Here is a 23,484-nt window from a genome sequence, read left to right as displayed (position 1 = left end):
TTAATCCCGGCGCGCGATATCGGCGAATGTAGCATCCAGAATTTTCGCCAGATCGCCCGCCGCCAGTTCGATGTCCAGCCCGCGTTTGCCGCCGGAAACATAAATGGTGTCAAACGTTTGGGCTGGCGCGTCGATGAGCGTCGGCAATTTTTTTTTCTGCCCCAGCGGGCTGATGCCCCCTACCAGATAACCGGTTGTACGTTGAGCCACCATTGGGTCGGCCATGTCGACCTTTTTCGCGCCCAGCGCCTTGGCGACCTTTTTCAGATCCAACTGACCTGCCACCGGCGTGACGGCTACGGCCAGATGTTTCATATCGCCATTCACGGCAACCAGCAGCGTTTTGTAGACCTGGTCCGCGTTCAGACCTAGCTTGCGCACGACTTCGTCACCAAAGTTGGTCTCGGACGGATCGTGATCGTAGGTGTGGATCTGGAACGAAATTTTGTTTTTTTCGAGCAATTTAACAGCGGGTGTCATAGCAATTTTTCCTAGCTCAGACAAAATACGGCTAAAGCATACGCCTGATGGCGGTCTAAAAAATAGTACCATCTTGCGCATTAGTATTGGCAGGATGCTGACTTTGAGCGACAATCGATCTACACCGACGCTTTAAGCATCGGCATAATAATAACGATGAAATTCCTCTTTGACGGGCCAATAGAAATATTGGCCATTTTTTTATCGCAACATCTCCGGTAAATTCCCTTCGCCATAAAGATGCAGTGCGCCAACTGCCACCACATAGTGGCCCGCAGGCATCGCGTAGAGTTTGTCCCGCCAGGCCAGATTACGCTGGTGCATCAGGACGTCATATAACGACTGACTGAATGTATTGGGTAATGTGAGATCGCTATTCTGCGGCGGCGTTTTTAACCACCATCCCATCATCTGCTGCAGCAGTCGGGCATTGGTGTGCCAGTGCGTCAGGGTATCGTCCAGCAACGCCAGACCGTTATCCGGCAGCTGACATAACAGGTCAATCTGACTGGATGCACCTTCAAGCTCAACGATCGGTTTCTGCGCCTGTTTTGCCGCTTTCAGCAGTTGGTAATCAATCCCGTACTCCGCGCGTAATCCCAGCTGCTGCGCCTGGGTTGCCTGTAATATCATGGCGATTTGCCACAAAGGCTGGGTGGAAAACAGGGAAGGGGAAATACCCAGCTCTGCGCTGACTTTCTGCAGATGGCTGAGCTGCTCGTCGTTGATGCGGTCTTCCAGTGCAGCAAAAGTGGGGAGGTTAGCAAACGGCGCATCGTCTCCGGAAACATCGGCTTCAACGATCAGCGCGTCAGCGCGGTTGAGTTTTTTCAGTAGTTTTGCTGGCAGGGGGGCCATTTCACGGCTGCCCATATGAATACTGCCAATCAGATGAAAATGGCGATTGCCGGGCAACGAGATGTCTATAGCAGGCCAGGTATAATGGTGGCCGCGCAGTGCAGACCATAATGCTTTTACCCGGTATAACAGATCCATGCGGCCTCCCGTTGAAAAATCCCATGCTAGCGCGTGGTCAGGAAAGTCGCAATAAGTTCACCCGATGATGAAATGCCGGATACGCGTTAATGAACGGTATCCGGCAAAGGCTTACTCTTTCGGTTTAAAGCGTAACAACCGGTTGGCGTTGCTCACTACTGTTATAGACGAGAGCGCCATCGCCGCCCCGGCAACCACCGGGTTGAGCAGAGTTCCGGTAAACGGCCACAGGATCCCGGCGGCAACGGGGATGCCGATGCTGTTATAGATAAACGCGCCGAGCAGGTTCTGCTTCATGTTACGCAGCGTGGCCCGCGAGATAGACAGTGCGTCTGCCACGCCCATCAGACTATGGCGCATCAGCGTAATCGCCGCGGTTTCAATGGCGACATCGCTACCGCCACCCATCGCAATCCCTACGTCGGCTTGGGCGAGTGCCGGAGCATCGTTAATCCCATCACCAACCATTGCGACCTGACGTCCCTGGCTTTGCAGGCGTTTAATCGCTTCGGCTTTACCATCCGGCAGGACACCCGCGATCACTTCGTCAATGCCCGCTTCTTTGGCAATGGCGTTAGCGGTAGTCGGGTTGTCACCGGTGAGCATCACCAGACGATACCCGGCGCGGTGCAAACGCTGCAGTGCCGCCACGCTGTCGCTGCGCAGTGGGTCACGTACCGCGAGTAGCGCGGCCACTTTGCCGTCAATCGCCAGCAGGACCGGGGTTGAACCCTGAGAGGCCTGTGCGGTGATTTCGGCTTCCATCTCTGTAGTGATTACCTTCTGTTCATTGAGCAGTGCCTGGTTGCCCAACAGCAGCGTATGCCCTTCCGCTTCGCCGCTGACGCCCAAACCGCGCAGCGTGCGGAAACCGTTGACCTGCGGCAGCGTGACATCACCGGCTTTGTCCAGAATCGCGCGGGCCAACGGGTGGCTGGAACCCTGTTCAAGGGCCGCTGCCAGACGAATTGCCAGCGCTTCATCGGTATTGCCAAACGTTTTGATGGCGACAACCTGTGGTTTACCTTCGGTCAGCGTCCCGGTTTTATCAAATACCACGGTATCCAGTGTGCTGGCACGCTGTAGTGCATCGGCATCACGTACCAGAACCCCAAACTCTGCGGCACGACCGACACCGGAAATAATCGACATCGGCGTTGCCAGGCCCAATGCGCAAGGGCAGGCGATAATCAGTACGGTGGTGGCAATCACCAGCGTGTAGACAATTTGCGGGGCCGGGCCAAAGAAATACCAGATAGCGGCGCTGACCAGTGCAATAACCACCACCACCGGAACGAACACCGAGGAGATGCGGTCGGCCAGCTTGCCAATCTCAGGTTTGCTGCTTTGCGCCTGACGGACCATGCGAATAATACGCGACAGTGTGGTGTGGCTACCCACGGCGCTGGCGCGGAACAGCACGCTGCCGTCCTGAACCACGGTACCTGCGTGGACGCTGTCGCCTTCACCTTTTTGTTGTGGGATCGGTTCGCCGGTGAGCATGGCTTCATCCAGCCAGGCTTCGCCCTGGGTGATTTCGCCATCTACCGGTACGCGGTCACCGGTAGTCAGGCGCAGTAACATGCCTGCCTGAACGTCGGCCAGCGGCACGTTTTTTTCGCCTTCTTCCGTCACCACGCGCGCCGTCGGTGGCGTGAGGTCGAGCAGTTTTTCCAGTGCTTTGGAAGAGCGTTGGCGGGCGCGGGCTTCCAGCATATGTCCGAGGTTAATCAGACCAATAATCATCGCACTGGCTTCATAATAAAGGTGTCGTGCTTCCATCGGGAACCACTGCGGCCAGAGGTTGACACTCATGGAATAGATCCATGCTACACCTGTACCCAGCGCCACCAGTGTATCCATGGTGGCGGTGCCGTTCATCAGGCTTTTCCACGCGCTGCGGTAGAAATGACCGCCCGCGAAGACCATCACAGCAAGCGTTGCCAGACCAATCACCAGCCACAGGCTGCGGTTATCAGCGGTGACCATCATGTTATCGCCAATCATGCCCCACACCATGACCGGTACGCCCAACAGCAGTGCGACGGCGGCCTGCCAGCGGAAGCGTTTCATGGTAGCAACGGCTGTTTCCTGCTGGCGTTCGCGACGCTTAACGTCATCTTCGATCGCCTCCGCACCGTAGCCTGCTTTTTCAACCGCCTGGACTAAATCTGCGGCGGATGCACTGCCCATCACCAGCGCAGTACGCTCCGCCAGGTTTACCCGTGCCTGTGTGACGCCCGGTACGTTTTGCAACGCATTTTGTACGCGGGAAACACAGCTGGCGCAGCTCATGCCGCTTAACAGCAACTGTTGGCTGTCATCTTCAGCCGTCGCTACCGGAAGCTCAGGAGAGACCGCTGTCAGCGCTTCCGACGGGATTGATGACTCCGCCAGCGGTTTAGCCTTTGGGTGGCTTAACTCCGCGCCATAGCCGGCTTGTTTGATGGTTTCAATTAACGCTTCGGCGCTGGCGCTCCCGGTGATGTGCGCTTGTGTCACGGTGACATCCGCTTGCTCAACGTCAGGACGTTGCTCGAGGCTTTCTTTGACGCGTTTAACGCAGTGACCACAGGACAATCCGTCCAGAGTCAGGTCGATGGTTTGAGACATAACACACTCCTTTATTACGGGTTTAACTGACTGTGATAAAGGTTAAACCTTCCAGCAAGGTGAAGGTCAAGGGTGTTTTTAAAAAAGATGAAAAAACAGGAAAAGGAGAGAAAACGGGAACGCAGCGACAGGCCGTTCCCGGTGATTTACTGATTAAGGACGATAAGCGGCGTTCGATGCTCCGGTTCATTCATCACCGTGAGATCGGCGCCGTACAGCGCATTTAGCGACGGTTGCTTCAGGACATCCTGTGGACGACCGTTATCCACTATCCTGCCGTTTTCCATCAATACCACGCGGTCGGCATAGCGCGCGGCAAGGTTGAGGTCATGCAGGACGCAGCAGACGCTAAACTGCCGTTCACGAACTAGACGACGCAGCAGACGAAAAAGATGCTGCTGGTGGTGAATATCCAGGGCGGAGGTGGGTTCATCGAGAAACAACCATTTCGGCCCAGGCTCGGGCTCCCAAAGCTGAACCAGCAGGCGCGCCAACTGTACCCGCTGTTGTTCTCCTCCCGATAGATGTCGATAATCACGCGCGGCCAGCGCCTGGCAATCACACAACGTCATGATGTGCTCCGTTTCATCGCCCGTGTTGCGCGTGCGATACGGATGCCTGCCCATGCGAATGACCTCCTGAACGCTAAACGGGAAGGCCATATGATTATTCTGGCGCATCACGGCACGGGTTTTTGCCAGCTCGGTGATTGACCACTCGTTCAGCGGCTTGCCAAACAAGCTACAACGCCCGCTGTGGGGCTGCAGATACCCCGTAAGCTGGCGTAGTAGCGTCGATTTTCCGGCTCCATTCGGGCCAAGAATCGCGATGATCTCTCCATCGGGCAGCGTCAGAGAAACGTTGTCGGTCAGTCGTCTCCCGTGAATGTGGTAGACCAGATTTTCAGCGACGATCATGACACCCTCCGACTACGCAGTATTAACCACAGAAAGTACGGTCCACCGATCAGGCTGGTTAACAGGCCAACGGGCATTTCGGCAGGCTGCACCAGAGTACGGGCCAGCGTGTCGGCAATCAGGAGTAAACAAGCGCCCGCCAGCGTAGAGCAGGGAATCAACCAGCGATGGTCGGCGCCAGTAGTCATTCTGATCAAATGCGGGATCACCAGGCCAATAAAGCCAATCACGCCGCTGACGGAAACGGCAGCGCCAACCAGTAGCGAACTGAGCAACAATAACTGCTGGCGCTTACGTTTGACGTTTACGCCGAGGTAATGCGCCTCTTCATCGCCCAATTGCAGCAAATTAAGTGTTCCCGCCATGCTGACGGTTACAACAATGGCTGGAAGCACAAAAGTGCTGGCAACCAGCAGCGTTGGCCACTGGGCCTGACCGAGATTTCCCATCATCCACAGCGTAAGTTGACGTAGCTGCTGCTCATCGCCTACATAGCTCAGCACGCCAATAGCCGAACCGCACAGGGCATTGATAGCGATACCGGCTAACAGCAGTTGCATCATTCCACCGTGGTTATGACGCTGGCTTATAAGGAAAATAATCGTGCAGACCACCATGCTGCCCGCGACGGCAAAAATCATTTGCTCATACAGCACCAGCACCACGGGGAATGAAAATGGGGTAACTATCGCGATGCCGACCATCAGCGCGGAGCCGCTACTGACGCCAAGCAGGCCAGGATCGGCCATCGGATTGCGAAAAAGTCCCTGCATGATGACCCCAGCCGTAGCCAGCGCGGCGCCTACCAGAACGGCCAATAGCACGCGAGGCAGGCGGATGTTCAACCAGATATCACGGTATTCGTCGTTAAACAGGGCGCTGAAGCTAATGTTCAGTGCCCCTTGGCTGGCACCGAAGAGCATCAGAGCGACCAGCAAGAGAGAAAGACCCGTCAGGATGCTGACGGAAGAAAGCGAATCCTTAAGCACGCAACGCTCCATAACGTCTTTGCGGCGCGGAGTTCCACGCCGCGAGGGGTTTACGCGGGTTTTAGTCCTGGCTCAACCAAACTGTAAATCTGGTTATTGAGTGCTGGCGCTGTGGCCAGCTCGTGAATGTGCTTTGCAACATCTGTACGCATCACAAAACCATGACACTCCTGAGCCTGTATCCGTTGCGCCTGGCCTGTGGCTTCACCGTTCAGCAAACCGCCAGGGCGGAGAATGGCGTAGTCCAGTTGACTGGTTTGTAGCCAGCTTTCAGCCAACGATTTTTCCCGTACCGCCTGACCAAATGCGGCCTTGGCGCGTGGGGACAAAAAGGGCCAACTGTCACCACAGCCTAGCGACGTCACCAGAATCATGCGTTTGATCTCAGCTTTTTCTGCTTCATCAATAACGGTTCTGTGCGCCAGGTAATCCTGGGCACCGCCCATGGAGGAGATCACCGTGGCATGTTGACCCGCAGCGCGACAAGCACAGGCGGTGACTTGACTATCGCAGGCGTCGCCGATGAAGACCTGCACACCTTTTTCCTGCAACCTGGCAGCGGCCTGTGCGTTGCGAATGACGGCAATCACCGGACGTTGTTCCGCGAGTGCGAGCTCAAGCGTTTTTGCGCCGACGCCGCTACCACCCGCACCAAAAATGAGCCATGGAGCCATCAAGCATGTTCCTTTAAGGATGAAGATAGCGCGTGAAAGGCGCTGACCTGTTCGGCCAATAGCTGGCGATGCTCATCCCGACCGAGGAAAATTTTGAACATTGCGCTACCCGCCTGGTTAAAGAAGAGAATGGACGCGGTGTCCATTCCCATAAATTTGCGTTCAATCAGGGCAATATGCGTGCAGTTTTCTGCCTTGATATGACCGGTCATGCCTTTTTTGCCGCGCAGGTTGAAGTAACCGTGGCGGTGGAATCCGGAAGGTAATTCACCGGTGAATTCCAAAATGACATCAGCAGTATGGACCAGGGTGGTGACTTTGCCCCATTCGCTGACGGTTTCCCAGACGGTATCAAATTGATCGCCGGAAACCAGCGTCGGGGAGGGGAGGTTTTTCACCACCTCCAGCAGCGTGGTGTTGTACTGGGCCGCGATAGCTTCCAGCGTACCGTCCGGCTCAGTTTTCAAAAAATCCTGTAAAGAAACATGGCTCATACTTCACTCCTTTTATGGTTGCTCTACCGCAATACGCGGCGCGTTAAGTGTCTGAATCAGTTCATCAAGAGACTGCAAAATATTGCTCGCCCAAAAACGCCCTTCATTGGTCAGGCGCAAACAGGTGCTGGCATCTCGCGTCAGTCCTGCGTGATGCCATTGGGTCAGTAGTGGGGTCAGTTTTTGTGCATGAGGCGTAAGTTCATCCAGTGGGACGCGGGCCGTTTCAATGCCAGCCTGGAGGGTGTGTCGCCACTGGAAACCACGCTCGGCGGTACGCATCATCATCATTAGCGGTTTTTTTCCGGCGGTGATGGATTCATGCCATGTGGTCAGATTGCGCTCGACCATCCAGGAATAGCCATTGACTGACCCTCCTGCGCCAGAGCCGAATGCCAGACAGTCTGCTCCCTGTTTAATCAGCAGGTTGTACAGATTGCGTTCCCGTGTGGTGCGAGCCCAGTGGCTGTTGCTGATGCAGCGCCAGCCTGCCTGGTCCATAAAATCGCAACCCTGAAGATAAAGGTCGCGGCGCTCGGCGGGAGAGGGAACGCTCGTGCGACCCGCCTCAACCGCTTTACCCAGCGGCGTATTCGGGATCAGGTTAAGCGCGTAGAGATCAACGCCGTCAAGACCTATGTCACGCGCGATGGCCAGATCTTCGCCCCATAATTTTGCGTCCTGTCCGGGTAGACCAAACAGCAGGTCGCACACCACCGCAGCGCGATCCCGTCGAACCAGCCCCTGCATAAAGGCTATGGCGGTCGGGCCGTCCGAGGTGCGGGCCATTTTTTTGCGGATCCGGCTGTTAAAGGACTGAATGCCGATCGAAAAGCGATTGGCACCAGCGTCCAGGCAGGCATCGATGCGGGCATCGTCAAAGTTGAGTACCCGACCTTCAATGGTTACTTCGCAATCCGGTGCCAGCGGTAGTTTTTCACGCAGCGCGGTGATGATTCTCGCCAGATCCCGTGCCGACAGCGCAGACGGTGTACCGCCACCAAAATAGACGGCGTGAATCGGGGCCGACTGATGTAATGCGCTATCGGCTTCCATCTCTATTTCGCGTAATAGCGCGTTGGTGTAGTGGGCGCAGTGATCCTCTTCAAACCGGTTTTGATAAAACCCACAGAAAGTACAATGCGTAGCACAAAAAGGGATATGCAAGTACACCAGCCGTTTACGCGGCGGGGTGGGCTGGCTGATGACATCCTGCCAGGTTTGTGACAATAGCTCTTTGGCAACCGGGATCGCCCCGCGCCATGGCATTGTGGCACGGCGATCCTTAAATGGCTGACTTCCTTCGAGCGCAAAATGCGCGCTGAGATCCAGAGAGTGTTCAGTTTTCATTCTTCTTTATAAATCCAGTTAGTGAGGCCAGAATTGCTGGTGCAGGGCTTCAACCGCATCGGCGACGCGAGGCCCCATTCCCAGAATCAGCGCCTGATCTACCGCCACAATGCGCTGATTTTTCCAGGCCGCAGTGTGAGTAATACCGGCGATTGCGCTCAGACGATTCAGATCGCCGTCGATCATTTGCGACGTCACCACAATGACCTCCGGGTTGGCAGCGATCAGCGATTCCGCGCTGTAGCTTTTGTACTGCACGTGGTTGGCGACATTTTGTGCGCCTGCGAGAGTCATAATGGCATCGGCAACGCTACCCTTGCCGGCGACCTGTGGCGCACTGCCGCCAGCGGAGAGAATGAACATGGCTTTGACCGGCGCGTTTTTTCCCGCCACGCTGTGCTGAACACGATCCAGACGTTGATGTATGCGATTGACCAACGTTTCACCTTGTTCAGGAATATGCAGTGTTTGAGCCAGTTTCCGGATGTTGGCGTACATCTGCTCGACGGTGGCCGGTACGCGCGGCAACGTAACGACGTTCACTTTTTGCGCCCGCAGCTGATCCAAAACGATTTGAGGGCCTGCATCCTGCCAGGTGATAAAGCTGTCCGGATGCAGTGATAAAATGCCCTCGCTGCTTAACTGCTTCCAGTAGCCGATATGCGGGAGTGCGGCAGTTTCGGGCGGGTACGAAGTGGTTTCATCGACGCCGACCACTCGGTTGCCGACGCCCATGGCGTAAATCAGTTCACTAAGCGAGCCGCCCGCCACTACCAGGCGGTCGGCGGACTGGGCACTGAAAACGCAGGCGAGGCTCAGTAAGCCAATCAGGAGTTTTTTCATCGTCAGAAATTCCACGCAAAGCCAACGGCGGCATTGAAACCAGCATCTGGAATAGATTCATGCGCGGTTCTGTAACGCTTGTCGGTCAGGTTGTTGAGCGCGAGGTTGACCTGATACTGGTCCTGCGGACCAAACTCGGTGTTGAATGCAAGGTTAAGCGTGGCCCAGCCTGGATAGTTGAGTTCCGTGGTGCCGGTATTATCTTTGGCGTTGGATGCCGCGCGGATAAAGACATCGGACGTCACGTTAGCGACATTCATCAACCAGGTATGTTTCAGGCCAACACGCCCGGTCAGCGTGGGTTCGCCGGTATCCCAGGTTTTAATGGTGTCGCCCTCGTACTGACGGCGAATAAGATTACCGCTCAGGTAAGGTGAAACCGCCCAGCCGTTGTATTCTGCGGTGAGTTCCATGCCCCAGGTTTTGGCACGATCGATATTGTCGTAGTAGTAATAACCGCCGCGCGAAGAGGTGGTGTTGCCGTTACAAACCGGTTTGCCCGAACAGGCCAGGCTGGCGATATAGTCTTTGGCTTCTGAGTAGTAGATGGCAGTGTCAATCAGCCACATATTCCCTTTGTAACGGGCACCTAACTCATAGTTATTCGAGTGTTCCGCTTTCAGATTTGGGTTGCCGTAGGTAACGCTGCCACCTGCGGACGTCTGTGTGAATAGCTGAGTAAGCGTGGGGAAAACATAACCCTGGGCGTATGCTGCCCGGAGTTCAAGATCTTCAAAACCGGAATAGCGCAGGCTGGTTGAGGTAACCAGTTCATCATCGTGAACTGAATTTCCCCCGGTGGATTGCCAGGTAGTACCGCTGCTTTGGATGGTTTGCGTATCATTGCGATTGAGTTTCGAAGACAGCCAGTACTGGCGTGCGCCCACGGTCCACGTCCAGTCATCGGCAAAGCGCCAGTCGTTTTGTGCGAACAATGAGGTGTTGCTTTGCTCCGCTTCGTTGTATGACAGGGTGCGGGTTTGCGTATCGAAGAAGCCGGTAGCCGCGGTCTGGCGCGTACTGCCGTCCGTGTCCTGTTTTATTTTGTCATGCTGATACTGAGCGCCAACCACCAGCTCGTTGTTGGCAGGAAGGGAGAAGTTGCCCTGCAGTGTTAACCCCTGGGTATACTGTTTGTCGTTGGTATTGGTTTGATTGCTTACCGTCAGCGCTTTAATCATCGGGCTGGGGATTACCTGGGTCGTTTTGACCCGGTTTTCAAATTTACGCTCTATTGTCTGAGTGTATGCATCAATATGTATGTTCTTCAGGTAATCCCCGTCGGCTGCGTAGTCGTAGAAAAGACCAATTTTCTCGCGTTCCAGCTTAGGAATTTTGACGCTAAAGTCGTCGAACTGGCCTTCCGGGTCATCAAACCAGGTTTGAGTGGACAGCTTGTAACGGTCGAGGGAGAGTCCAATTTTGTGGCGATCGACGTTGTAGCCAAGCCACACACCTTGGCTGTTGTTACGGAAGTTGGTGTCAGGCAATCTTCCGTCAGGTGTGTCGCGATCCCCCTGGTCGGAATAGCTGCCATTGATGCGGTAGTCAAAGTTTCCGATGCTGCCCCAGGCCGCTGCCGATTCTTCCCATCCTGCCGTTGCGGAGTTATAAACGGCCTTAACGCTGCCGCCGAGAGGCTTATCGCCGCCTTTTTTCGTAATAAAATTCACGACGCCGCCAATCGCCTGCGAACCGTAGAGGACAGAATAGGGGCCTTTGACCACCTCAATGCGTTCCAGCGCGGATTCGTCAATCAGCAAACCGGCTCCGTAGTTTTGTCCGGCACGTTGGTAGCTGACGACCTGACCGTCTATCAAAATCAGCACCCGTGAAGACGCTTCGCCACGGATACGAATTTGTTTCCGGCCTGCGAGGGCGTTATCGGTGACTTCGACACCGGGGATATCTTGTAAATCATCAGCAATAGAAACGCTGGTGGAGTTTTGCAGCGTCTGGCGATCGATAACCTGAATGGTTGCCGGGCTATCCCAGAGACTACTTTCTGTGCGGTTAGCCGTGACGATCACCGTATCATCGTCGGGTGAAGAAGCGTGTGTTGTAGAGGTAGCTGCAAAAGCAGCGCCGGACATGCATAATGTCAGGGCTGAAAGAGTAAATGGCCTTTGGTTAATCCGTGGCAACATAAGAGAACCTTTATTGAATGTAAATGATCATCATTATCATTCGCGTTTGTATATAAGATTGTTTCCATTTGTTCAATATGAAAGGTGTAGAATCAATACATCTTTTGATTTGAGTCAATTTTGAGCGGTCGATAAATGCTGAAATGTGATGTGAATCGAATATAACAATGTGAATTAAAAGGATTTGTGCATCGCTTTGATGGTGGGAAATGTGCGGGGTTCTCGGGTAAAGGATTAGGACAATGTGGGCTATAATGGGGCTCAGTACCAACAAGATCTGCGGGGGAAATGTGAATATTAGCGATGTTGCGAAAAAAACCGGTTTAACCAGCAAAGCGATACGCTTTTATGAAGAAAAAGGCTTAGTGACGCCGCCGCTGCGTAGCGAAAATGGCTATCGCACATACAACCAACAACATCTGAATGAACTGACGCTGCTGCGCCAGGCGCGGCAGGTTGGATTTAATCTCGAAGAGTGTGGCGAACTGGTGAACCTGTTTAACGATCCGGCGCGTCACAGCGCAGATGTAAAAAAGCGTACGTTAGAAAAGGTGGCGGACATCGAGCGGCACATTAGTGAACTACAGGCTATGCGCCAACATTTACTGGCGCTGGCGGACAGTTGCCCTGGTGATGATAGCGCCGAATGTCCGATTATTGATAATCTCTCCGGCTGCTGCCACCACAAAGCGAAGGCCTAGCCGCGAGGTGGTTGCAGCATAAAGACCACCGTACCGCGATACCACGCTGACTTCTTCAGTTGCGCTTCAGCCTGCACATCCCGGCTCCCGTGTTGTACCAGCCCGAGCTTAAACGGAATGCGTAATCGGGTGAGTGCGGGCAGATACTCCTGATAGTTGGCGACCGTGTGACGACCCTGATAGCTCTGCACCACCAGTTCATCAACCGGTAACGCGTTCAGCGTGGCGACATCGCCGGTCTTAGCCCAGTCCAGCAGTCCGGTCACCCCAAGGGCGTACTCTGACGGCAGTTGTTGGCGCAGCTGTTGTAGAAAACGGGCGTAATCGGCGAGCTGGTGAGTTGCGGCGTCAAAATCAACCTGCAGGCCGACTACGTGATTGCCAGCCGCTTGCCAACGTTGCATCAACCGTATGATGCGTGCCGGGATCGCTTCCGGCACGTCGAGCGTGGTAAACCTCACGGTCAGCCAGATTGACGGAAAGGTCAGATGGCTAACCGGCAGACCGAGACGCTGAAAAACCACCTTTCCCGAGCGGGTCAGGACTTCGCCCTGATGCAGGTAGACCGTCTGCGCATCACGCAGTTCGTCGCTGGCCTTCACCCCAGACCATAACCAAAAAGCCGGATGTTCGCGGGCCGTGACTGTCTCTGTGGCCTGAGCCTGTGCGGCCAGCAGCGCGATTACCAGTAGTATTTGAGTTTTTGCGCCCACGGGCTTCCCGGATACTGCGACTTCAACTGTGTATACCAGCTTTTACGCTGCGACTTATCCACCTCTTCACCGCCGCATTCGTTCGAACCCGAAGGCGCGTAGCACATGATGGCCCGGTACAGCGCAAAACTCTTATCCTCGACTTCTGCTTTGGGTGAGGCGATCACCTGCTGGTAATAACTCTGGCGGTCGAACTGACCGAAGGGTTCCTTGCGAGAGATTGCTGATGCCAGCACGTCGTTACCGGCGCTGTCCGTCCATAAATCAACATGGGTTTGTGAAGTGCGGAAGAATTCACCCAGACAGTTCAGTGCGTGGGCATCATCCGCTTTTTTGCTTAACACCGTGACCGTTTCATCGAGGCTGCGGCAGGTGTAACCGGCTTGAGCGGCATCGCCATTCCAGTCAAAGGTGCTCAGATTAACGTCAGCAAACGACTCGCTAATGACCGGTGGCGTGATGGTGCTGGCCAGTTTTCTGTCATTCAGCCAGTCAGTAAAACGGTTCTCGGTGAGATCGCGTACCAGCAATGTATGCAGGGCGATGGTGCGCTCTTCGTTGTTTGGGCCTTGAGTGGCCTGCTGACGCAGCAGTTCCGGGGTTGCCTGCGCTTTCAGCACTTGCGAGCGAAAACGCAGGTTAGTCACCGCGCTGTCCGGCGCGAAAATGGCAGCAACGTCGCCGCTGTAGACTAGCGTTGCCGCCAGCTTGGCCTGCACATACTGCTGCTGTTCGGGATCCTGGCTCAGTTTCAGCAGTTGCTGCCAGAACGTGCGCGCGGCGGGCCACTGCTGTTGCCCCATCAGCGCTTCGCCGTACAGCACCTGCTCACCGAAAGCGAGAATATCGTGTGCGGGTAGTTTTTGTGCGGGAGTTACGGCTTGCACAATGGCCGCGTAGTTACCCGTCGCCATCCACAGATTTAGCTGCAGATCGCGCCACAGCGGCAGTTTTCCGCCCTTTTCAAACACCGCTTTGTTGGCATCAAGTTGGGCCTGCGTCAGCGTTGGTTTGTTATCGTTATTCAGACGCAGCGCGCGCAGAAGTTCGATATAGCTGATGAGCGGGGCATCCGGGAAGGTCTCAACTGCGGATTGCTCCAGGAACTGCATGCCAAAGACATTATCGTATTCGATGACCGTCTTGCGCAGTTGTTGTGCGTCGGTTGTCTGCTGAAAAGCCTGCTCATACAGCCCTGCCAGCGGCGGCCACGCTTGCAGATACCAGTTGATACGGCGCAACATGCCGCGTGCGGAGTCGGCGTAAAGCCCCTGCGGGAAGCGTTGCAGATAGGCTTGTGTCTGGGTCTGTGCCTGGCTGGCATCCTGGCGGTTTATTTTTGCGCTATCAAAATCGCCGTATTCGCCAACGCTGTTCTGACTGCTCTTGTTCAGCGCTGTGCGCATCAGCATGTATTGCGCGGTCTCTGCCAGCCACGGGCGGTCGCTTGTGGCAAGCTGCGTGAAATTTTGTTGTGCGTTGGCGTAGTCGCCTTCATAGAAACGGGCGGCGGCGATCAGATAGGTTTTGTACTGTTGGGCGGATGAATCGGCTGGGATTGTGGTAAGAGAGGACACTATTTGCTCAGCGGTTGCGCCTGACAACAGCCCCAGACGCGCCCGGGATAACGCCTGGCGTTGTTCAACCGTCAACGTGGTATCAGCCAACAGCGCGGCAAAGAACTGGCTGACGCTCGCCGTATTATTCGACACATGACGATTCTCATGCTCTGCGTCGTCAGTGGTTATCTCTCCGGCGGCGATCTGCAACTCGGCCATCTGGCGGGCAAGCGTATCATCTGCACGTTGCTCCACTGTCGCGGCGGCTGGCGGCGTGATTTCGTCCCACTGTGGGTGATAAGCAAAATAGTAATCGCGGGAGCGGGTAAGGTCCGCAGGCAGTGACTGCACCGGCAGGGCGAATGATTTCTCCTGGCTTAACAGTCGCAGCAGATTATCGCGGGAATCGTTTTCCGGGCTGAGTACCGGGATGCCTTTTAGCAGACAGCTTTCATCGCTCCATTTGCAATCTTCCATATCGAAAGAAGCGAATGCCTGCGGAGCACCCGCCAGCAATGTACACACGGCAAAGGCGAGGGATGTCTTCCTGACCATAATCTTTTTTCCTGTCTGTTTTATTGTGATACTGCTTTAATCACCAAAGTTATGCCTTCAACGGCAATCACCTCAACGTGTGTTCCGGCGCTTAAATCCTCACGTGCGCTGACCGGCCAGGAACTGTCACCGACGCGCATATGTCCGCGCCCGTTAACCAGCGCCGTCTCCAGTACAAACCGGCGGCCGACCAATTGCTGCCCGCGCTGATTAAGATGGCTGTCGGCCGGTTTTTGTTCCTGCACGCGCCTTGCCAGCCACTTCCACCATAGCCAGGCTGCCAGCAGGGTGAGTACGGCGAACATCGCGCCCTGCCACGCCCAGTCGAGCGGTAATAGCCAGACCACCAGGCCGGTGATGACCGCCGCCACACCGCTCCACAGCAGGTAGCCGTTACCGCCCAGCATCTCGGCGGCGAGTAGCAAACCGCCGAGGCTAAGCCAGAAGATGTGCGGGTGCACCAGAATCATCGCAATCATGATTTTTTCCGCTCGTTGGCGCTGTCCTTAACCAGTTCTGCTATCCCGGCAATGGAGCCCATCAGGCTGCTGGCATCCAGCGGCATCATCACCACTTTGCTGTTATTCGACGAACCGATGTGTTGCAGCGCTTCGGTGTATTTCTGCGCCACGAAGTAGTTCACGGCCTGAATGTCCCCAGCGGCAATGGCCTCGGAAACCATCTGCGTTGCGCGGGCTTCGGCTTCGGCGGAACGTTCGCGCGCTTCGGCCTGCAAGAACGCGGACTGGCGTTCACCTTCTGCTTTCAGAATTTTCGATTGCTTCTCACCTTCGGCTTTGACGATCTCGGCCTGGCGGATCCCTTCGGCTTCAAGAATATAGGCGCGCTTGGTACGTTCCGCTTTCATCTGGGCGTTCATGGCGTCGATGAGTTCGGCCGGTGGGCGCACATCGCGGATCTCAATACGGGTAATTTTGATGCCCCACGGGTTGGTGGCCTCATCAACGATATGCAGCAAACGCGTATTGATGTTGTCGCGCTGGGAGAGCATTTCATCGAGTTCCATAGAGCCGAGAACGGTACGGATATTTGTCATGGTCAGGTTGATGATCGCCAGCTCCAGATTGCTGACTTCATACGCTGCTTTTGGTGCGTCGATCACCTGAATAAAGCACACCGCATCGATGGACACGTTAGCGTTATCTTTGGAGATGACTTCCTGCGACGGGATATCGAGAACCTGCTCCATCATGTTGATCTTACGACCAATCCTGTCCATGAATGGCACCACGAGACTCAAGCCTGGTTGCAGGGTTTTGGTGTAACGGCCAAAGCGCTCCACCGTCCATTGGTATCCCTGCGGGACGATTTTAACGCCTGCGCCGACGATCACCAGCGCGACAAAAATGAGAATGGGGATGAAAATGAGCATCGATAAAACCTCCTGTTGTGCTGTCCTTTACTGCCTCATTAGTCAAATTATACCCGATTAATCAAGGTGGGCTCCCCTATAATAAATTACAGGCATAGACTGTCTGCACGAAAGATGTAAAAAAGGCACAGGTAATGGAAGAAAGCAGCATTCTGCTTCAGTTAAAAAATGTCGGCTGGCAGGCGGGCACCACGAAGATTCTCAATAACATCTGTTTTAATCTCCATGCCGGGGAATTTAAGCTAATAACAGGTCAGTCCGGCTGCGGTAAAAGCACGCTGCTGAAGATTGTGGCGTCGCTCATTAGCCCGAGTACCGGTGAGGTTCTGTTTGAGGGCAAGGAGATAGCCACCCTCAAACCTGAAACGTATCGCCAGCAGGTCTCTTATTGCGCGCAAACCCCCGCTTTGTTTGGCGATACTGTCTACGATAACCTTGTTTTCCCGTGGCAAATCCGCAATAAACGTCCAGCGCCGGATGCGTTTCTTGCAGACCTGGCCCGTTTTGAGTTGCCGGAGTCCCTCCTCAACAAAAGCATCAATGAGCTGTCCGGCGGTGAAAAGCAGCGCGTCTCGCTAATTCGTAATTTACAGTTTCTGCCCAAAATCCTGCTGCTCGATGAAATTACCAGTGCGCTGGATGAAACCAATAAGCGAAATGTGAACGAGCTGATTCATTGCTACGTCCGCGAGAAAAATATTGCGGTGCTGTGGGTAACGCACGACAAAGATGAAATTAATCATGCGGATAATGTCATTACCCTTCAGCCGCATGCCGGAGAAATGCAGGAAGCACGCAATGAACGAGCATAATATTACCAATGAGTCCCTGGCATTAGCGATGATGCTGGTGGTGGTGGCGATCCTGATTAGCCACAAAGAAAAACTGGCACTGGAAAAAGATATTCTCTGGAGCGTTTGTCGAGCGGTGATCCAGCTTATTATCGTCGGCTACGTACTGAAATATATCTTTGGCGTGAACCACAGCATTCTGACCTTATTGATGGTGCTGTTTATCTGTTTTAACGCCGCCTATAACGCGCAAAAACGCAGTAAATATATCGGCAAAGCCTTTATTTCATCGTTTATTGCGATCACGACAGGGGCTGGACTGACGCTGACGGTACTGGTGCTGTCAGGCTCCATTGAGTTTACGCCGATGCAGGTGATCCCCATTTCCGGCATGATTGCGGGCAATGCGATGGTGGCTGTGGGGTTGTGTTACAACAACCTGGGTCAGCGGTTTAACAGCGAGCAGCAGCAAATTCAGGAAAAGTTGAGCCTCGGGGCCACGCCAAAAATTGCCTCTGCGCCGCTGATCCGCGACAGCATTCGAGCGTCACTGATCCCGACCATTGATTCTGCGAAAACCGTCGGGTTGGTGAGCTTGCCGGGGATGATGTCAGGGTTAATCTTTGCCGGTATCGATCCGGTAAAAGCGATTAAATATCAGATTATGGTGACCTTCATGCTGCTTTCTACAGCCAGCCTGTCGACCATCATTGCCTGCTATTTAACCTATCGGAAATTCTATAATACGCGCCACCAACTGGTGGTGACGCCATTAGAGAAACCGTGATGTAATGCCGAATGCGTTTTTGTGGGCCCGATAAGCGCCAGCGCCATCGGGCAAAATGCAGCGGGTTAGTACAGCAGTGCGTATAGTTGACGACGGTATTTGGAGGCCAGCGCATCACCGGTTCCCAGTGCGGCGAGGATCTCCTGGAAGGTCTTACGCGCCTGGCCGTCAGCGGCGGCAAGATCTTTTCTCAGGTGGCTGAACAGTAGCTCCAGCGCCTCTTCGTTACGTCCGACTTGATGCAGCTGGATCGCTAGTTGGGTAGCCAGTGCGGCGTCCTGCGGGTTTTCTGCCACCTGTTTCTGCAACAGCTGAATTTCCGGCGTATCCGCCGCCTGCTTCAGCAGTTCGATCTGTGCGACCAGACCCTGATAGCGTGTGTCCTGATCCTGCAACGGAATGGTTTTCAGCACCGCTTCGGCATCCTCGGAGCGGTTAAGAGCGATTTGCGTTTCTGCCAGCAGCAGGCCGATTTCGCTGCTCTGATTGGAAATCTGCCAGGCTTCTTTCAGCAGCGGCAGCGCGTCGGCGTGATTACCCGCTTCGATGAACTCGATCGCCTGACGCGCTTTCAGCTCCTCTTCGCTTGGCAACACTTTATCCAGCAGTGCGCGAATTACCTCTTCCGGCTGCGGGCCCTGGAATCCGTCCACCGGCTGACCGTTCTGGAACAGATACACTGTTGGGATGGCACGCAGGCCAAACTGCGAGGCGATCATCTGCTCGGCATCACAGTCCAGCTTGGCGAGAATAAACTGACCGTTGTACTGGGCGACCAGGCTTTCCAGCACTGGCGTCAGTTGCTGGCAATGCTGGCTGCGTTCAGACCAGAAATAGAACAGGACCGGCGTGGTCATCGACAGTTCAAGGGTCTGCTGCAGGTTGGATTCGTTAATATTGACAATATTTTGTACGGACATGGAGTCACTCTCTATTCGTCGATTTGTTTTTACATGGGGGCAGACGCGCAGGCTTCAACTCAGCCCTGTAAAATTTTGTCCATTACGCGACCTGGCAACAGGCGTTTCAACAGCATTACCGCCCAGGTCACCAGGGTGACGGGATAGCGCAGCTTCGGTTTATCGCTCTCAAAAGCATGGCGCACTTTGGTGACAACCGCATCTGGTCCCAGCGTAAAACGAGCAGCAATTCCAGGGTTTTCAACTGGGGAATCGCTCTGGGTCTGGTTAACGTTTTCAGTGAAACGGGTGCGGATAGGACCGGGTTCAATTAGGCTGACTTTGATTCCACTGTGACGTAATTCCATGCGCAGCGCATCGGACCAGGCTTCCAGCGCGTATTTGCTGGCGGCATACGCGCCACGTCCTGGAGTCGCGATTAATCCCATTACCGATGAAGTCATCACAATGCGCCCTTCGCCGTGGGGCAACATGGCAGGCAACAGGCGCATGGTCAGCTGATGCGCGCCAAAAAAGTTGGCGGAAAATTGCTGTTCCATCTGCTCACGGCTGATGGTCGGCAGCGGACCATACACGCCGAATCCGGCGTTATTAAAGATCCCATACAAACGATTATCGGTCAGGGCGATCACCTCATCGGCTGCGCGATCCACGCTTTCTGGTGAATCCAGATCCAGCAAGATGCCGGTGAATCCCATACCGTTCATGCGTGCGACATCGTCAGGTTTACGGCAGCCTGCCAGAATTTGAAAGCCCTGACGCTTCAGTTCAAGTGCGCTTTCCAGGCCGATTCCGCTGGAACATCCTGTTATTAAGACCGATTTTTGCATAACTTTACCTGTCAGGATCTCCGTTGTTTTACGAGTCGTGGTTAACTAAAGGCGTGAGTTGTTTCGCCATCCAGTCGGCAATAAACGGCTGGGCGTCACGATTAGGGTGGATACCATCATCCTGCATCCACTGGGGTTTTAGATAGACCTCTTCCATAAAAAAGGGCAGCAGAGGAATATCAAACTCGCTGGCGAGCTTTGGATAAATTGCGCTAAAGGTTTCATTATAACGGCGACCGTAGTTTGCTGGCAGACGAATTTGCATCAGCAGCGGTTCGGCATTCGCCGCTTTGACGTCGTGTAAAATTTTACGCAGAGTTTGTTCAGTTTGCGCTGGCGAAAATCCGCGCAGGCCGTCATTACCGCCCAGTTCAACCAGTACCCAGCGCGGCTGGTGCTGTTGCAGTAACGCGGGCAGACGCGCCAGGCCCTGCTGCGAGGTGTCGCCGCTAATGCTGGCATTCACCACCGACGTTTTGCTTTGCCATTTATCATGCAGCAGCGCTGGCCACGCGGCGCTGGCAGACATACGGTATCCGGCACTCAGGCTGTCACCCAGAATTAATAACGTGTCCGCTGCGGCGGCGCGGAAAGTTAACAGAACCAGGAACAGGAAGGGCAAATGCCAGCGGAAAACATTGTTGAAGTTCATCATCTTAAGAAATCCGTCGGTCAGGGTGATCAGGAGCTATCCATCCTTACCGGAGTTGAACTGGTTGTCAAACGCGCCGAGACCATTGCGCTGATTGGCGAGTCGGGATCGGGGAAATCCACGTTGCTGGCAATCCTTGCAGGGCTGGACGATGGCTCCAGCGGCGAAGTCAGCCTGGTCGGGCAACCGTTGCATACCATGGACGAAGAGGCTCGGGCACAGCTGCGCGCGCAACATATCGGCTTTGTCTTTCAGTCCTTTATGCTTATTCCGACCCTGAATGCGCTGGAGAACGTTGAGCTGCCCGCGTTATTGCGCGGCGAAAACAGCGGTTCCAGCCAGGCCGGGGCTAAAGCTTTGCTAGAGCAGTTGGGATTAGGCAAACGCCTCGACCACCTTCCGGCCCAGCTTTCCGGTGGGGAGCAGCAGCGCGTGGCGCTGGCACGGGCGTTTAACGGCCGACCGGACGTGTTGTTTGCCGATGAACCGACGGGCAATCTCGACCGACAAACTGGGGATAAAATTGCCGATCTGCTGTTTTCCCTCAATCGTGAACACGGCACCACCCTGATTCTGGTAACCCATGACCCGCAGCTGGCGGCTCGTTGCGACCGGCGTTTGCGTCTGGTAAACGGGCAGTTACAGGAGGAGGCATGATTGCACGCTGGTTCTGGCGCGAATGGCGCTCGCCCTCATTATTAATTGTCTGGCTGGCGCTGAGCCTGGCGGTGGCCTGTGTGCTGGCGCTGGGGAATATCAGCGACCGCATGGAAAAAGGGTTGAGCCAGCAAAGCCGCGAATTTATGGCGGGCGATCGGGCGCTGCAAAGCTCGCGGGATGTGCCGAAAGCCTGGATTGACGAGGCGCGCCAACGCGGCCTGAAGGTGGGCGAACAGCTGACCTTCGCTACCATGACTTTTGCCGCCGATACCCCGCAGTTGGCGAACGTCAAAGCGGTAGATGACGTGTACCCAATGTATGGCTCCCTGCAAACCGATCCGCCGGGGCTGAAACCGCAGCCCGGTTCGGTGCTGCTAGCTCCGCGCCTGATGGCGCTGCTCAATTTGAAAACCGGTGATTCCATTGACGTGGGTGACGCCACGCTGCGTATTGCTGGCGAAGTGGTACAAGAGCCGGATTCCGGCTTTAACCCGTTCCAGATCGCGCCGCGTCTGATGATGAACATCGCGGATGTCGAAAAAACGGGGGCCGTCCAGCCGGGAAGTCGCGTGACCTGGCGCTATAAATTTGGCGGGACGCCGCAGCAGCTTGAAGCTTATGAAAAGTGGCTGCTGCCGCAGTTAAAGCCGGAACAGCGCTGGTATGGGCTGGAGCAGGATGAAGGCGCACTGGGGAAATCCCTCGAACGTTCGCAACAGTTCCTGCTGCTGTCGGCACTGTTAACGCTGTTGCTGGCGGTTGCTGCCGTTGCCGTGGCGATGAATCATTACTGCCGCAGCCGTTACGATCTGGTGGCGATACTAAAAACGCTCGGCGCGGGCAGGGCGCAGCTTCGCAAGCTGATTATCGGCCAGTGGCTGATGGTGCTGGTGCTGTCCGGCATCACTGGCGGGGCGTGCGGGCTGCTGTTTGAACGCGTACTGGTGCTGCTGCTCAGGCCCGTTTTGCCGGGTGAATTGCCGCCTGCCAGCCTGTGGCCGTGGCTGTGGGCATTCGGTACGATGGCCGTCATTTCGTTGCTGGTTGGGCTGCGTCCCTATCGTCTACTGCTGGCAACGCAACCGCTGCGGGTACTGCGTCGCGACGTGGTGGCAAACGTCTGGCCGCTGAAGGTCTATCTGCCCGTGGCAACGATAGTTGTGGTTGCGCTACTGGCCGGGCTGATGGGGGGAAGTATGCTGCTGTGGGCGGTGCTGGCCGGTGCAGTGGTGCTGGCGCTGCTGTGCGGCGTGCTGGGCTGGATGCTGCTAAACCTGCTGCGCGGCCTGACGCTGACCTCGCTGCCGCTGCGTTTAGCGGTCAGTCGCTTACTGCGTCAGCCGTGGTCAACGCTCAGTCAGCTGTCGGCCTTTTCGCTCTCCTTTATGCTGTTAGCGCTGTTGCTGGTGCTGCGGGGCGATCTGCTTGACCGTTGGCAACAGCAAATGCCGCCGGAAAGCCCGAACTACTTCCTCATCAACATCGCCACTGAACAGGTGGTGCCGCTGAAAGCGTTTCTGTCTGAGCATCAGGTGATCCCGGAGTCGTTCTATCCGATTGTGCGGGCGCGTCTGACCGCTATCAATGAGAAGCCGACCGAAGGCAATCAGGATGAGTCGCTCAACCGCGAACTGAACCTGACCTGGCAGGATACTCGCCCGGATCATAATCCGATCACCGCCGGAAACTGGCCGCCAAAGGCGGGCGAAGTGTCGATGGAAGAAGGGTTGGCGAAGCGGCTGAATGTGAAGCTCGGTGATCGCGTAACCTTTATGGGGGACACCCAGGATTTCAGCGCCACGGTTAGCAGTTTGCGTAAAGTAGACTGGGAAAGCTTGCGGCCTAACTTCTTCTTTATTTTCCCTTCCGGGGCGCTGGATGGGCAGCCGCAAAGCTGGCTGACCAGCTTCCGTTGGGAAAATGGCAATGGCATGCTGACGCAGCTTAACCGTGAGTTTCCGACCATCAGCTTGCTGGATATCGGCGCGATCCTCAAGCAGGTCGGCCAGGTCCTTGAGCAGGTCAGTCGGGCGCTGGAGGTGATGGTGGTGCTGGTCACCGCTTGTGGCATGCTGCTGTTGCTGGCGCAGGTGCAGGTCGGGATGCGTCAGCGTCACCAGGAACTGGTAGTCTGGCGTACGCTGGGGGCGGGCAAGAAACTGCTGCGCACCACGCTATGGTGCGAATTCGCTATGCTGGGGATGGTTTCCGGGCTGGTGGCCGCCATTGGCGCAGAAACGGCGCTGGCGGTTCTGCAAACCCGTGTGTTTGATTTCCCGTGGGAGCCTGACTGGCGGCTGTGGATCGTATTACCGGTTTGCGGGGCGCTGCTGCTCTCATTATGCGGTGGGTGGCTCGGCGCACGCCTGCTAAAAGGCAAAGCCCTGTTCCGCCAGTTTAACAGTTAATTCATTTCAGTG

At 55.3% G+C, this 23,484-nt stretch carries 22 protein-coding genes; 5 read left to right on the top strand and 17 right to left on the bottom strand.

Features of this window, described 5'->3' with window-relative positions; all coding sequences use genetic code 11:
• The 10 genes from ybaK to E4Z61_RS11060 form a co-directional block, all read right to left on the bottom strand.
• Nucleotides 1–480, bottom strand: coding sequence for a Cys-tRNA(Pro)/Cys-tRNA(Cys) deacylase YbaK (gene ybaK, locus E4Z61_RS11105; protein ID WP_135322813.1), 480 nt, complete (start codon nt 478–480; stop codon nt 1–3).
• A 201-nt stretch (nt 481–681) separates the two neighbouring features.
• Nucleotides 682–1,476, bottom strand: coding sequence for a TraB/GumN family protein (locus E4Z61_RS11100; protein WP_135322812.1), 795 nt, complete (start codon nt 1,474–1,476; stop codon nt 682–684).
• Nucleotides 1,477–1,587: 111 nt separating this feature from the next.
• Nucleotides 1,588–4,089: a copper-exporting P-type ATPase CopA gene (gene copA / locus E4Z61_RS11095; RefSeq protein ID WP_135322811.1), complete on the bottom strand. Its 2,502-nt coding sequence runs from the start codon at nt 4,087–4,089 to the stop codon at nt 1,588–1,590.
• Nucleotides 4,090–4,235: 146 nt separating this feature from the next.
• Nucleotides 4,236–5,006, bottom strand: coding sequence for a heme ABC transporter ATP-binding protein (locus E4Z61_RS11090; RefSeq protein WP_135322810.1), 771 nt, complete (start codon nt 5,004–5,006; stop codon nt 4,236–4,238).
• Nucleotides 5,003–5,995 carry a FecCD family ABC transporter permease gene (locus E4Z61_RS11085; RefSeq protein ID WP_240703868.1) on the bottom strand — a complete coding sequence of 331 codons (993 nt, stop codon included), beginning with the start codon at nt 5,993–5,995 and terminating at the stop codon, nt 5,003–5,005. The genes E4Z61_RS11090 and E4Z61_RS11085 overlap by 4 nt, the downstream gene beginning before the upstream one ends.
• 50 nt (nt 5,996–6,045) lie before the next feature.
• The gene (gene chuY / locus E4Z61_RS11080) at nt 6,046–6,669 is read right to left on the bottom strand and encodes an anaerobilin reductase (RefSeq protein WP_135322808.1); all 624 of its coding nucleotides are present in this window, start codon (nt 6,667–6,669) and stop codon (nt 6,046–6,048) included.
• On the bottom strand, nt 6,669–7,163 hold the full coding sequence (gene hutX / locus E4Z61_RS11075) for a heme utilization cystosolic carrier protein HutX (protein WP_016155886.1): 495 nt from the start codon (nt 7,161–7,163) through the stop codon (nt 6,669–6,671). Before hutX ends, chuY begins: the two co-directional genes overlap by 1 nt.
• A 12-nt stretch (nt 7,164–7,175) precedes the next feature.
• On the bottom strand, nt 7,176–8,513 hold the full coding sequence (gene hutW, locus E4Z61_RS11070; protein WP_135322807.1) for a heme anaerobic degradation radical SAM methyltransferase ChuW/HutW: 1,338 nt from the start codon (nt 8,511–8,513) through the stop codon (nt 7,176–7,178).
• A gap of 18 nt (nt 8,514–8,531) precedes the next feature.
• Nucleotides 8,532–9,356: a heme/hemin ABC transporter substrate-binding protein gene (locus E4Z61_RS11065; RefSeq protein WP_135322806.1), complete on the bottom strand. Its 825-nt coding sequence runs from the start codon at nt 9,354–9,356 to the stop codon at nt 8,532–8,534.
• 2 nt (nt 9,357–9,358) lie between these two features.
• The gene (locus E4Z61_RS11060) at nt 9,359–11,503 is read right to left on the bottom strand and encodes a TonB-dependent receptor plug domain-containing protein (protein ID WP_135322805.1); all 2,145 of its coding nucleotides are present in this window, start codon (nt 11,501–11,503) and stop codon (nt 9,359–9,361) included.
• 290 nt (nt 11,504–11,793) lie between these two features.
• Between E4Z61_RS11060 and cueR the strand changes: the two genes are divergently transcribed.
• Nucleotides 11,794–12,204: a Cu(I)-responsive transcriptional regulator gene (gene cueR, locus E4Z61_RS11055; RefSeq protein ID WP_135324924.1), complete on the top strand. Its 411-nt coding sequence runs from the start codon at nt 11,794–11,796 to the stop codon at nt 12,202–12,204.
• Here the strand turns inward: cueR and E4Z61_RS11050 are convergent.
• Genes E4Z61_RS11050 through E4Z61_RS11035 form a run of 4 tightly spaced genes read right to left on the bottom strand, consistent with a single transcriptional unit; the run spans nt 12,201 to nt 16,424 of the window.
• A complete protein-coding gene (locus tag E4Z61_RS11050; RefSeq protein ID WP_135322804.1) occupies nt 12,201–12,917 on the bottom strand; it encodes a DUF3142 domain-containing protein in 717 nt (238 codons plus the stop codon). The genes cueR and E4Z61_RS11050 overlap by 4 nt on opposite strands.
• A complete protein-coding gene (locus E4Z61_RS11045) occupies nt 12,887–15,031 on the bottom strand; it encodes a PA5441 family protein (RefSeq protein ID WP_135322803.1) in 2,145 nt (714 codons plus the stop codon). Before E4Z61_RS11045 ends, E4Z61_RS11050 begins: the two co-directional genes overlap by 31 nt.
• A gap of 20 nt (nt 15,032–15,051) precedes the next feature.
• The gene (locus E4Z61_RS11040; protein ID WP_135322802.1) at nt 15,052–15,510 is read right to left on the bottom strand and encodes an NfeD family protein; all 459 of its coding nucleotides are present in this window, start codon (nt 15,508–15,510) and stop codon (nt 15,052–15,054) included.
• Nucleotides 15,507–16,424 carry an SPFH domain-containing protein gene (locus E4Z61_RS11035; protein WP_135322801.1) on the bottom strand — a complete coding sequence of 306 codons (918 nt, stop codon included), beginning with the start codon at nt 16,422–16,424 and terminating at the stop codon, nt 15,507–15,509. Before E4Z61_RS11035 ends, E4Z61_RS11040 begins: the two co-directional genes overlap by 4 nt.
• 134 nt (nt 16,425–16,558) lie before the next feature.
• Here E4Z61_RS11035 and fetA point away from each other — a divergent pair, with 134 nt between their 5' ends.
• Nucleotides 16,559–17,236: an iron efflux ABC transporter ATP-binding subunit FetA gene (fetA, locus tag E4Z61_RS11030; RefSeq protein ID WP_135322800.1), complete on the top strand. Its 678-nt coding sequence runs from the start codon at nt 16,559–16,561 to the stop codon at nt 17,234–17,236.
• Nucleotides 17,223–18,002 (top strand): iron efflux ABC transporter permease subunit FetB, encoded by a 780-nt coding sequence (gene fetB / locus E4Z61_RS11025; RefSeq protein WP_135322799.1) that lies wholly within the window; start codon nt 17,223–17,225, stop codon nt 18,000–18,002. The genes fetA and fetB overlap by 14 nt, the downstream gene beginning before the upstream one ends.
• Nucleotides 18,003–18,067: 65 nt before the next feature.
• On the opposite strand, the gene E4Z61_RS11020 is transcribed toward fetB, so the two are convergent.
• The 3 genes from E4Z61_RS11020 to tesA are packed head-to-tail and all read right to left on the bottom strand — an operon-like array spanning nt 18,068 to nt 20,407.
• The gene (locus E4Z61_RS11020) at nt 18,068–18,922 is read right to left on the bottom strand and encodes a co-chaperone YbbN (protein WP_135322798.1); all 855 of its coding nucleotides are present in this window, start codon (nt 18,920–18,922) and stop codon (nt 18,068–18,070) included.
• Nucleotides 18,923–18,981: 59 nt separating this feature from the next.
• Nucleotides 18,982–19,752, bottom strand: a complete 771-nt coding sequence (locus E4Z61_RS11015) for an SDR family oxidoreductase (protein ID WP_135322797.1) — start codon at nt 19,750–19,752, stop codon at nt 18,982–18,984.
• Between the two features lie 28 nt (nt 19,753–19,780).
• Complete coding sequence (gene tesA, locus E4Z61_RS11010) at nt 19,781–20,407, bottom strand: multifunctional acyl-CoA thioesterase I/protease I/lysophospholipase L1 (protein WP_135322796.1); 627 nt, start codon at nt 20,405–20,407, stop codon at nt 19,781–19,783.
• On the opposite strand from tesA, the gene ybbA reads away from it, so the two are divergent.
• Both ybbA and ybbP read left to right on the top strand, forming a co-directional pair.
• On the top strand, nt 20,375–21,061 hold the full coding sequence (gene ybbA / locus E4Z61_RS11005) for a putative ABC transporter ATP-binding protein YbbA (protein WP_135322795.1): 687 nt from the start codon (nt 20,375–20,377) through the stop codon (nt 21,059–21,061). The two genes, tesA and ybbA, sit on opposite strands and share 33 nt — an antisense overlap.
• Nucleotides 21,058–23,472, top strand: a complete 2,415-nt coding sequence (gene ybbP, locus E4Z61_RS11000; RefSeq protein ID WP_135322794.1) for a putative ABC transporter permease subunit YbbP — start codon at nt 21,058–21,060, stop codon at nt 23,470–23,472. Before ybbA ends, ybbP begins: the two co-directional genes overlap by 4 nt.
• The last annotated feature ends 12 nt before the right edge of the window (nt 23,473–23,484 follow it).

The organism is Citrobacter tructae (assembly GCF_004684345.1).
In the GTDB taxonomy this organism is placed as follows: domain Bacteria; phylum Pseudomonadota; class Gammaproteobacteria; order Enterobacterales; family Enterobacteriaceae; genus Citrobacter; species Citrobacter tructae.
The sequence above is the reverse complement of the archived record's forward strand: the minus strand, read 5'-3'. Positions and strand labels throughout refer to the sequence as shown.

What these genes read in the sequence shown, in the direction of transcription:
- ybaK (WP_135322813.1), bottom strand. Translation starts at nt 480, where the DNA reads ATGACACCCGCTGTTAAATTGCTCGAAAAAAACAAAATTTCGTTCCAG.
- E4Z61_RS11100 (WP_135322812.1), bottom strand. Translation starts at nt 1,476, where the DNA reads ATGGATCTGTTATACCGGGTAAAAGCATTATGGTCTGCACTGCGCGGC.
- copA (WP_135322811.1), bottom strand. Translation starts at nt 4,089, where the DNA reads ATGTCTCAAACCATCGACCTGACTCTGGACGGATTGTCCTGTGGTCAC.
- E4Z61_RS11090 (WP_135322810.1), bottom strand. Translation starts at nt 5,006, where the DNA reads ATGATCGTCGCTGAAAATCTGGTCTACCACATTCACGGGAGACGACTG.
- chuY (WP_135322808.1), bottom strand. Translation starts at nt 6,669, where the DNA reads ATGGCTCCATGGCTCATTTTTGGTGCGGGTGGTAGCGGCGTCGGCGCA.
- hutX (WP_016155886.1), bottom strand. Translation starts at nt 7,163, where the DNA reads ATGAGCCATGTTTCTTTACAGGATTTTTTGAAAACTGAGCCGGACGGT.
- hutW (WP_135322807.1), bottom strand. Translation starts at nt 8,513, where the DNA reads ATGAAAACTGAACACTCTCTGGATCTCAGCGCGCATTTTGCGCTCGAA.
- E4Z61_RS11065 (WP_135322806.1), bottom strand. Translation starts at nt 9,356, where the DNA reads ATGAAAAAACTCCTGATTGGCTTACTGAGCCTCGCCTGCGTTTTCAGT.
- E4Z61_RS11060 (WP_135322805.1), bottom strand. Translation starts at nt 11,503, where the DNA reads ATGTTGCCACGGATTAACCAAAGGCCATTTACTCTTTCAGCCCTGACA.
- E4Z61_RS11045 (WP_135322803.1), bottom strand. Translation starts at nt 15,031, where the DNA reads ATGGTCAGGAAGACATCCCTCGCCTTTGCCGTGTGTACATTGCTGGCG.
- E4Z61_RS11040 (WP_135322802.1), bottom strand. Translation starts at nt 15,510, where the DNA reads ATGATTGCGATGATTCTGGTGCACCCGCACATCTTCTGGCTTAGCCTC.
- E4Z61_RS11035 (WP_135322801.1), bottom strand. Translation starts at nt 16,424, where the DNA reads ATGCTCATTTTCATCCCCATTCTCATTTTTGTCGCGCTGGTGATCGTC.
- fetA (WP_135322800.1), top strand. Translation starts at nt 16,559, where the DNA reads ATGGAAGAAAGCAGCATTCTGCTTCAGTTAAAAAATGTCGGCTGGCAG.
- fetB (WP_135322799.1), top strand. Translation starts at nt 17,223, where the DNA reads ATGAACGAGCATAATATTACCAATGAGTCCCTGGCATTAGCGATGATG.
- E4Z61_RS11020 (WP_135322798.1), bottom strand. Translation starts at nt 18,922, where the DNA reads ATGTCCGTACAAAATATTGTCAATATTAACGAATCCAACCTGCAGCAG.
- E4Z61_RS11015 (WP_135322797.1), bottom strand. Translation starts at nt 19,752, where the DNA reads ATGCAAAAATCGGTCTTAATAACAGGATGTTCCAGCGGAATCGGCCTG.
- ybbA (WP_135322795.1), top strand. Translation starts at nt 20,375, where the DNA reads ATGCCAGCGGAAAACATTGTTGAAGTTCATCATCTTAAGAAATCCGTC.
- tesA (WP_135322796.1), bottom strand. Translation starts at nt 20,407, where the DNA reads ATGATGAACTTCAACAATGTTTTCCGCTGGCATTTGCCCTTCCTGTTC.
- ybbP (WP_135322794.1), top strand. Translation starts at nt 21,058, where the DNA reads ATGATTGCACGCTGGTTCTGGCGCGAATGGCGCTCGCCCTCATTATTA.